The organism is Citrobacter sp. S55_ASV_140 (genome assembly GCF_018919505.1).
Taxonomy (GTDB): Bacteria; Pseudomonadota; Gammaproteobacteria; order Enterobacterales; family Enterobacteriaceae; genus Citrobacter; species Citrobacter werkmanii.
The window spans coordinates 1-3695 of record NZ_JAHLQZ010000287.1 but is presented as its reverse complement, the minus strand read 5'-3'; the positions used below and the strand labels follow the sequence as shown (position 1 = coordinate 3695).

Sequence of the window (3695 nt, the reverse complement as noted above, 5' to 3'; positions counted from 1 at the left end):
CGGGAGCGGATTTGAACGTTGCGCAGCAACGGCCCGGAGGGTGGCGGGCAGGACGCCCGCCATAAACTGCCAGGCATCAAATAAAGTGAAGAAGCCCGTCCTGCCGGATGGGCTTTTTTGCGTCTGTGTGGTGAACACAGCCGTTGTGACCTGGATGTAGGCCTGATAAGCGCAGCGCATCAGGCAATCCCGCACCACGTAAAAACTTGCCCTGCTACCCGCGCACGAGATTGAGCAACGGGTAGGGGCGCCCAAGATCGTCCACCTCTGTACGTCCCGTCACGCTAAATCCCATCTTCTTATAGAATCCAACCGCTTGTTCATTCTGTTCGTTAACGTTAGTTGTTAGCGTGGAACTCATTGATAAAGCATGTTCAATCAGCAGCTTACCAACGCCACTACCACGCACATCCGGATCGACAAACAGGGCATCTATATGCTGATCGGTCAGGAGCATAAAGGCGACTGGCTCATCCTGATTTGTCACTGCAACCCATAGAGGGGCTTCTGGTAAAAAAGAACGTACCAACTGTTCCAGTTCAACCCGATAATCCGCAGAGAGGAAATGGTGCGTGGCATCCACTGAGCGACACCAAATAGAAACTAACTTGTCTCCTTCGTCCTGACGCGAACGACGGATGGTAAAGGTCATAGCATTCTCCTTTTTTCTTTACTGCACTATTCTACAGCAAGGAACCGTGAAACTTTCTCAACTTGAGGATGCAGACTCGACATTCTGCTGATTCCTGGGTATCTTCAGCTATCTGGATGTCTAAACGTTTAAACGTATGTAGTGAGGTTATTAGGTTATGCCAATTCGCGTGCAGGACGAACTACCCGCCGTCAATTTCTTGCGTGAGGAAAACGTCTTTGTCATGACGACATCCCGCGCTTCCGGTCAGGAAATCCGTCCACTGAAGGTACTTATCCTCAACCTGATGCCGAAGAAGATTGAAACGGAAAACCAGTTCCTGCGTTTATTGTCTAACTCACCGCTACAGGTAGATGTTCAGCTATTGCGCATCGATGCCCGCGAGTCACGCAACACCCCAATGGAGCATCTGAATAACTTTTACTGTAATTTCGAGGATATCTGCGATCAGAACTTTGATGGACTGATCGTTACAGGGGCGCCGCTGGGTCTGGTTGAGTTTAATGACGTGGCTTACTGGCCGCAGATAAAACAGGTTCTTGAGTGGGCTAAAGATCACGTTACCTCGACGCTGTTTGTCTGCTGGGCGGTACAGGCTGCATTGAATATCCTTTATGGCATTCCCAAGCAAACTCGCACGGATAAACTCTCCGGCGTCTATGAGCATCATATTCTGCATCCTCATGCGTTGCTGACACGCGGATTTGATGATGCATTTTTGGCCCCTCATTCGCGCTATGCCGACTTCCCTGCCGCACTTATCCGCGACTATACCGATCTCGAGATTTTTGCCGAAACGGAAGAGGGCGATGCCTATCTGTTCGCCAGCAAAGATAAACGCATTGCCTTTGTGACGGGTCATCCCGAGTATGACGCGCACACGCTCGGTAGCGAATATTTTCGTGACGTTGAAGCGGGCTTATCCCCGGAAGTACCCTATAACTACTTCCCGAAAGATGACCCGCAAAACAAACCGCGCGCAACCTGGCGTAGCCATGGCAATCTGTTGTTTACCAACTGGCTCAACTATTACGTCTACCAGATCACGCCATATGATCTGCGTCACATGAATCCAACGCTGGATTAATCTTCTGTAGCAGACGATCCTTAAGCGTTTCAGCATGTTGAATCAGGCACCTTCGGGTGCCTTTTTTATTTCCGAAACGCACCTCACTGTGTAATTAAATTTTATTTATATTGTTATCAATAGGTTAATCGATAATTAATTTAAAAATGGAAATTGTTTTTGATTTTGAAATTTAAATGAGTAGTCTTAGTTGTGCTGAACGAAAACCGCACAACGATCCTTCGTTCGCATTGGGGATGTGTTTGGATCACTGACGAGGAACTACGCAATGAATCAACAGGCAACGACAACCGATGAACTGGTCTTCACCAGGCCGCGTGGCGAACAGGAGCAGCAAATCCTGACCGGAGAAGCGGTGGAGTTTCTGACTGAACTGGTGACAAGATTTACGCCTAAGCGGAATAAGCTTCTGGCTGCGCGGATCCAGCAGCAGCAGGATATTGATAACGGTAAGTTGCCTGATTTTATTTCGGAAACAGCTTCCATTCGTGAGGGCGACTGGAAAATTCGCGGTATTCCTGATGATTTACTGGATCGCCGCGTAGAGATTACCGGACCGGTTGAGCGCAAGATGGTCATCAACGCGCTGAACGCGAACGTCAAAGTCTTTATGGCTGACTTTGAAGATTCGCTGGCCCCTGAGTGGAGCAAAGTTATCGACGGGCAGATCAACCTGCGCGATGCGGTCAATGGCACCATTAGTTACACCAACGAAGCGGGTAAAATTTATCAACTTAAACCCAATCCAGCTTTATTGGTGTGTCGTGTGCGTGGTCTGCATCTGCCGGAAAAACACGTCACCTGGCGTGGCGAATCCATCCCTGGCAGCCTGTTCGATTTTGCACTCTACTTCTTCCACAACTACAAAGCATTGCTGGCAAAAGGCAGTGGCCCGTATTTCTATCTGCCAAAAACGCAGGCCTGGCAAGAAGCAGCCTGGTGGAGTGAAGTGTTTAGCTATGCAGAGGACCGCTTTAACCTGCCGCGCGGCACCATCAAAGCGACCCTGCTGATTGAAACGTTGCCCGCTGTTTTCCAGATGGACGAAATTCTGCACGCGTTGCGTGATCACATTGTGGGCCTGAACTGTGGCCGCTGGGATTACATTTTCAGCTATATCAAAACCCTGAAGAATCATCCGGATCGCGTGCTGCCAGACCGTCAGGTGGTGACGATGGATAAGCCATTCCTTAGCGCCTACTCGCGTCTGTTGATTAAAACCTGTCATAAACGCGGCGCGTTCGCGATGGGCGGCATGGCTGCGTTCATTCCCAGTAAAGATGCCGAGCGTAACAACCAGGTTCTGACCAAGGTAAAAGCGGATAAAGCGCTGGAAGCGAATAACGGTCATGACGGTACATGGATTGCCCATCCGGGCCTGGCAGATACTGCAATGACGGTATTCAACGACGTGCTCGGAGAAAACAAAAATCAGCTGTTTGTAACGCGTGAAGAAGATGCACCAATTACCGCCGAACAGCTGCTGGCACCGTGCGACGGTGAGCGTACCGAAGAGGGTATGCGCGCCAATATCCGTGTCGCGGTGCAGTATATCGAGGCGTGGATCTCCGGTAACGGCTGCGTGCCGATTTACGGTCTGATGGAAGATGCGGCCACCGCCGAAATCTCCCGCACCTCCATCTGGCAGTGGATCCACCACCAGAAAACGCTCAGCAACGGCAAGCCGGTGACCAAACCGCTGTTCCGCCAGATGCTGGCCGAAGAGATGCTGGTGATTCAGGACGAACTGGGCGAGCACCGCTACAGCAGCGGGCGTTTTGACGATGCCGCGCGTCTGATGGAGCAAATCACTACCTCTGATGAACTGATCGATTTCTTGACCCTGCCAGGTTACCGCCTGCTGGCTTAACTCACCACATAACAATATGGAGCATCTGCACATGAAAACCCGTAATCAACAAATCGAAGAATTACAGAAAGAGTGGACTCAACCGC

At 50.4% G+C, this 3695-nt stretch carries 4 protein-coding genes; 2 read left to right on the top strand and 2 right to left on the bottom strand.

Annotation, left to right across the window (positions count from 1 at the left end; translation table 11 throughout):
* Window positions 1–180 (bottom strand): hypothetical protein (locus tag KQJ18_RS22525; RefSeq protein ID WP_216422794.1); only part of this gene is annotated, 180 nt, incomplete at its 3' end.
* Between the two features lie 34 nt (window positions 181–214).
* The gene (locus KQJ18_RS22520) at window positions 215–652 is read right to left on the bottom strand and encodes an acetyltransferase (protein WP_038636168.1); all 438 of its coding nucleotides are present in this window, start codon (window positions 650–652) and stop codon (window positions 215–217) included.
* Window positions 653–809: 157 nt separating this feature from the next.
* Between KQJ18_RS22520 and metA the strand changes: the two genes are divergently transcribed.
* A complete protein-coding gene (metA, locus tag KQJ18_RS22515; protein ID WP_121529811.1) occupies window positions 810–1739 on the top strand; it encodes a homoserine O-succinyltransferase in 930 nt (309 codons plus the stop codon).
* Window positions 1740–2007: 268 nt separating this feature from the next.
* Window positions 2008–3609, top strand: a complete 1602-nt coding sequence (gene aceB / locus KQJ18_RS22510) for a malate synthase A (protein ID WP_042313075.1) — start codon at window positions 2008–2010, stop codon at window positions 3607–3609.
* Window positions 3610–3695 lie beyond the last annotated feature (86 nt).